3 protein-coding genes are annotated in these 5,774 nt (G+C 58.9%); 1 reads left to right on the forward strand and 2 read right to left on the reverse strand.

What is annotated here, in order from left to right:
• Nucleotides 1-385: 385 nt before the first annotated feature.
• The gene (locus tag MPRO_RS24635) at nt 386-1,738 is read right to left on the reverse strand and encodes a bifunctional DedA family/phosphatase PAP2 family protein (protein WP_067299041.1); all 1,353 of its coding nucleotides are present in this window, start codon (nt 1,736-1,738) and stop codon (nt 386-388) included.
• Between the two features lie 310 nt (nt 1,739-2,048).
• On the opposite strand from MPRO_RS24635, the gene serB reads away from it, so the two are divergent.
• Complete coding sequence (gene serB / locus MPRO_RS24640) at nt 2,049-3,287, forward strand: phosphoserine phosphatase SerB (protein ID WP_245635200.1); 1,239 nt, start codon at nt 2,049-2,051, stop codon at nt 3,285-3,287.
• Nucleotides 3,288-3,455: 168 nt separating this feature from the next.
• Here the strand turns inward: serB and MPRO_RS24645 are convergent, their stop codons facing one another.
• Nucleotides 3,456-5,588 carry an EAL domain-containing protein gene (locus MPRO_RS24645; protein ID WP_067299045.1) on the reverse strand — a complete coding sequence of 711 codons (2,133 nt, stop codon included), beginning with the start codon at nt 5,586-5,588 and terminating at the stop codon, nt 3,456-3,458.
• Nucleotides 5,589-5,774: the final 186 nt, after the last annotated feature.

A 5,774-nucleotide genomic window follows, 5' to 3' on the forward strand; every position in this document is an offset into this window, starting at 1 on the left:
TTGTAGTAGAGATGGGACCAGTGGTAAGTCCGACAGGCTGCTAGGAGGCTGTCCGAGAATGCTGGCCGTAGCGAGAGCCGACTGATTTGAGCGGGTTTTTGCGGTGTTTTAAGGCGAATAGTGGTTCTATTTAACGCAAAACAGCACAAAAAACAGCCAAACTCAGGTGGCTCGCAGTAGGTTGAGTATTGTCGCACAGCCTCCTAGCTATCAACCTTGATGGCCTGCCGGCCGTGACGCAATAACAGCTGCCTCTAATGGGCGCTGATCAATAAAACCGGGCTCCTGAGCCCGGTTTTGTTGTGTCTGGCCTGTGGCTTTCTCCTTCATCTATACCTTTGTTGCAGTAGGCGCCTGCTGTTTTTCTGGTTCTGACCCGCTGTCGCTATGAGGTCAGCGCTCCGTACTGCACCAGCTGGGCGTCGAAATTCCATAGTGCCAACGCGCTCAGCAGAATCAGCAAGCCTGCAATCAGCAGGCAGATGTCTCGCCCCGGCACCGGGTGCAGTGCTCGCTGTGGACGCAGCAGCCAGAGGCGCAGTGCGGCGGCGGCCATCAGACCTTCACACCAGGCGGCCATAACATCCAGTGGCCAGTGTGCCCCGACGATGATGCGCGAGATGCCGATCATTAGCGCCGGCACCAGAGCGCTCAGATAGCCCAGGCGGCGCCAGGCCAGACGATGACCCGTACCCAGCAGAATAGCGAGCATGGCGAAGAAGGCGGCGGCGCTGCTGCTGTGGCCACTGGGGAAGCTGAAGCCCGGAATGATCGGTCCCATATCGGGGCGCTGCGCCTGAAAGAGCCACTTCAGGGCACTGTTAAGTGCCACGCAGAGCAACAGCAGGAGTACGAAGCGCCAGCCGTCGTGGGAGCGCCTGAGCCAGTGCAGACTGGCGGCCAGTAGCAATGCCGCCGGAATCAGGCTGCTGCTGTCGCCCAGTACAGTGACAAAGACCCACAAGGGTCGGGCATGCTCCGCGCTTTGCCAGAGCAGTTGCTGGATATGTTGATTCCAGCTCTGGGCCAGTCCCAGATACTGCAGTACGCTGAGAATCAGCAGCCCTGAGGCCGCGGCAGCGAACAGCAAGAGTGCCGCCAGGCGTTCCGGTTTCAGGCCCAGGCGTTTGGAGCCCCAGCGCGCCAGGGGCTGATCGGGCTGCAGGTGCTGGTGCAGTATCGTTGCCACCAGTACCAGAATCACCAGTCCGAGCGCCGGGTAGAACAGTGCCTGCCAGTGCCCGAGCAGCGCATCGGCGGACTGGCCGACCCAGTAGCCCGGCAGTATGTTGGCTGGTGCCCAGAGCGCGGCCGAAAGGATATTAACGCCGAAAAAGCGCGCAGCGGGCATTTCAAAGGTGCCGGCCACAAAAGGGATCACGGGACGGATAGGGCCGATAAAGCGTCCTGCAAGGATGCTGAGGGAGCCGTAGCGGTTGAAAAAACTGGCCCCACGCTGGTGCCAGCCAGGGTAGGCGTTGAATGGCCAGCGGTGTTGTAGCCAGGGGTTGGCGTAGCGTCCCAGATAATAGCTCAGGCCGTCGCCGGCCACAGCGCCAGCAAAGGCGCTGAGCAGTAGCGGCAACAGTGCAATCTGCTGCTCGCCTGCCACCAGGGCAATGGCAAACAGCAGGGCGATACCCGGCACCAGGATGCCGATAAAGGCGAGGGATTCGCACATGGCAATAGCGCCGATAAGCAGCAGAATAGAAGGCTGCGAGAGCTGTGCCAGATCCATAGTCTTGATTCCTGAGTGGCCGGCACGAACCGGGGGCAAGCGAAAGCGGTGTCGCTGATGGGTAAATCGGGGGCGCCTTGTTATAATCCGCCGATAGTATCCTGTGGCTGCTGCGTCTGTGAAGGCGTACTGGCAGTCTCTCGAACTTAACGCTAACCTACTGCGGAAAAGCCGTCTTTGGCCACTTTCCGCGCTCTTTTTTGTTAAATAGAACCACTATTCGCCTCAAAAGAGCTCAAAAACTGCCTCAAAGCGGACTTTCCCTCGCTACGATCGGTCAAGTCCGACAGGCTCCTAGATGGAATCATTCGTGAAAGAGATTATCCTGCTAACCGTTTCCGGTACCGACAAGCCGGGCGTGACCTCCGCAATCAGCGCCATTCTGGCGCAGTACAACATCAGCATCCTTGATATCGGCCAGGCGGTGATTCATAACACACTGTCCCTCGGTATTCTGGTGGAAGTGCCCGCTGCGGCCGAGTCCTCTGGTGTGCTGCGGGACCTGCTGTTCAAGGCCCACGAGCTGCAGATGACCGTGCGGTTTGAGCCGGTGGACGAGAGTGCCTATGAATCCTGGGTTGGAGTGCAGGGCAAGTCGCGACATATCATTACCCTGCTGGCCCGCCGTATCACCGCAGGCCATATCGCCAAGGTGACCGAAATTGCCGCACGGCATGATCTGAACATCGATAATATCAGTCGGCTGTCCGGGCGGGTGTCGCTGAATGCACCGCCAGGGGCGGGGGATCGCACCAAGGCCTGCGTCGAGTTCTCGGTGCGCGGTGTGCCGGAAGACAACGCTGCGCTGCGTGAAGAGTTCCTCAAAACCGCCAGCGACCTGGATGTGGATATCGCCTTCCAGGAAGACAATATCTACCGTCGCAATCGCCGCCTGGTGGTGTTTGATATGGACTCGACCCTGATCGAGGCTGAGGTGATCGACGAGCTGGCCAAGGAAGCAGGCGTCGGTGATCAGGTGATAGCAATTACCGAAGCGGCCATGCGCGGTGAGCTGGATTTTGACGAGAGTTTCCGGCGTCGTGTGGCACTGCTCAAGGGGCTTGATGCTTCGGTGCTGCAGCGTATCGCCGAGAACCTGCCGCTGACCGAAGGCGTGGAAGAGCTCGTATCCAACCTGCGGGCACTGGGCTTCAAGACGGCGATTCTGTCCGGCGGCTTCAATTACTTTGGGCGCTACCTGCAGCAGAAGCTCGGCTTTGACTACGTTTACGCCAACGAGCTGGATATCGTCGATGGCAAGGTGACCGGTGAAGTGAAGGGCGATATCGTCAACGGTCAGCGCAAGGCGGAGTTGCTGCGCGAGATTGCTGCCCGTGAAGGTGTGCGTCTGGAGCAGACGATTGCGGTGGGGGATGGCGCCAACGATCTGCCGATGCTGTCTATTGCCGGGCTCGGCATTGCGTTTCGCGCCAAACCGCTGGTACGCCAGAGCGCCAAGCAGGCGATCTCCACCCTGGGTCTGGATGGCATCCTGTACCTGATCGGTTTTCGTGATCGCGACACCCTGCTGGCCGACACAAAAGACTGACCTGCAGGGGCGAGAAGCAGGGATGCTTGTGCATCGGGCCTTTGGTTGTAGCCGAGGGCCAATGCGCACGCGCTCTGTTCCCCGGCACGAGGTGGTGCCCCAGCTTTCAGATGAAATAACAGAGCCCGCTGCAATGGCGGGCTCTGGCTATGTCGGGGCGGACAGCCCCTATTGTTCAAAGAAGTCGTAATCCATGCGCTCGCGCGGGGGCTGCAGGTAATAGCCCTGAATCAAGTTGACCCCGGATTTCCACAGCTTGCTCATCACCTTGGTACCCTCGACCAGCGGCGCTATGGTGATACGGCGGTTGGCATTAAGCTGCTGCACCATGCGGTTGAAGCTTTTATCCAGTGAGTTGCTGTTGGCCAGGTCTTGCACGTAGGAACCGTCGATCTTGATGTAGTCGGCGGGGATGGCCTTGGCCACTTCGCGGTAACTGGTCGAGGTGCCGAAATGCTTGATGCAGATACGACAGTGCAGCTCCTTGATGGCGCGGGTGAACTCGATTGCTGTTGGCAGCTGTGATGATATATCGGTTTCGCTGAGCTGGAATACGATGCGATCCGCCGGTAGGCGGAATTCGCGCAATATATCCGATAGCCAGGGTACCAGATCCTTGTCCTTCAGGGTGCCGCCGGTGATGGTGATAAAGAGCCGGTTGCGGTGGCCCTTCTCAAGCTCGTTGCGCAGCTGTTGCAGGCTTTCCCGAATGACCCAGCGATCCATGGCAATACTAAGGTCGGCATGGTCCACAGTGGCCAAGAATATGCCGGGGGATATTTCCCGGTTTTCAGGGTCTAGCAGCCGCAGTAATACCTCGTAGTGGTTGGCATCGGTTTCCTGGTGCAGGGCCACTACGGGCTGATAGAGCAGGCGGAAACGCTGTTCCTTGACGGCTTCACGCAGCATGCGCACGGTCTTGGAATCACTCGGCTTAAGCTGGGTTTCAACGGTGTAAAGCTTGACGCCATTGCCGCCGCTCTGGCGGTTGCGCAGGCTTTCCGAGGCCATGCGAGCGCGAGCCACGACTTCATCTGGCCGGGGTGAGTTGTCGTTGATGGTGGTAACGCCAATGGAGCAGGTCACGTGCAACAGGGTGTCGTTGACGCTGGTGGTGTTGTCGGCGATGGCGCTGCACAGCTTGCGCGCAAGGCGTACTGACTTGTCGGGGCTGGGATCGCGAAAGATAACCACGAAAATGTCATCACTGGGGCGGGCGATCAGATGCGCCTGATTGACGTGCAGGCGCAGGATGTCGGCAATGTCCCGTGCTACCTGGTCGCAGCCCTCAAAGCCAATCTCCGAGCGTATAACGCTGTATTGATCCACGCTGAGGTACAACAAGTTGCAGTCGTAGCCGCCATCCAGGGCGCTCTGTATGGCGTTCTCCAGGCTCTGTTCCAGAAACTGGCGGTTGTGCAGGCCTGTAACCAGTTCCTGCTGCGCCGCCTGTTGCAGTTCGCGGAACTGGCGGTCCGGACGAATGGTGAGCTGCACGCAGGGGCGATCGTCATAGCGAGCTTCCTGCATTTCGAGATTGGCGACAAAGTTGCTGCCATCGGCGCGCTCCGCCGACAGCTGCATCAGCATGTCCTTGCGCCTCGCATCCTTGAAGGCGCGCAGCTGCTCAGTCAGTTCTTCGCGATCCTCCGCGATCATCAGGTGCTCAAAAGGCTGGTTGATTAGCGGGCTTTCGTCGTTATAGCCAAACAGGCTGCAAAAAGCGGGATTGGCGTACATGATACGCTCGCCATCGAGGCAGACGATGCCGTTGCTGGATACGTCCATCAGTTGCTGGCAACGCCGTTCGGCGTCATTGAGCCTGGCCTGGGCCATATGCAGACTGCGGCGGTTCTCAAGGCTGATGAGCTCCTGTTGCAGGCTCAGCAGCAGCAATTCAGTATCCTGTTTGCTGACAACGGCGCGCATGCCGTCCTTAAGCCCCTTGGCCATGCGTGCGCAGTCGAGCTCATCCATCAGCTGTACTACGGGAATGTCTTTGTCCAGGCGCAGCAGGTGATGCAGCACGCGGTTGTTTTTCAGCTCGCCCTCGTTGGGGGAGCAGATAATCAGATCCCAGGAGCGCTCGCTAAGGGCGCCGAGAAAATCCTTTTCATTTTCGATCTGGCGTCCGCGGGGGGCGATGCGTGCGGCACGCAGCAGGTTGAGAATGGGGTCGGTCTCGCTTGGCCCCAGGCCCAGAAAAAGAATATGTACGTTCTTGCGCAGTCGGCGCGGGTCTCGGGCGGCCTGAGGGTCTGAAAGGGCGTCGGTGGTATTTGCAGTGGTTGAGTCTGACATGTGGGCACCAAATGACCATCGGTCCGTGTGGGCGAACTGTGCAAGCAAGTGTAGCTGCTTTGCAACAGTCTGTCAGGAGCGGGTCTGGGCCAGGCTGATGCTATTGGAGGCAGCAGTTGAGTGTGCCAAGGCTGCGGGTTTTTTGCTAGCTGTTTGCGTGGTTGAGGCTAGTGTAGTGTTTCACTC

The organism is Marinobacterium profundum, assembly GCF_001528745.1.
GTDB lineage: Bacteria > Pseudomonadota > Gammaproteobacteria > Pseudomonadales > Balneatricaceae > Marinobacterium_A > Marinobacterium_A profundum.

What these genes read in the sequence shown, in the direction of transcription:
- MPRO_RS24635 (WP_067299041.1), bottom strand. Translation starts at nt 1,738, where the DNA reads ATGGATCTGGCACAGCTCTCGCAGCCTTCTATTCTGCTGCTTATCGGC.
- MPRO_RS24645 (WP_067299045.1), bottom strand. Translation starts at nt 5,588, where the DNA reads ATGTCAGACTCAACCACTGCAAATACCACCGACGCCCTTTCAGACCCT.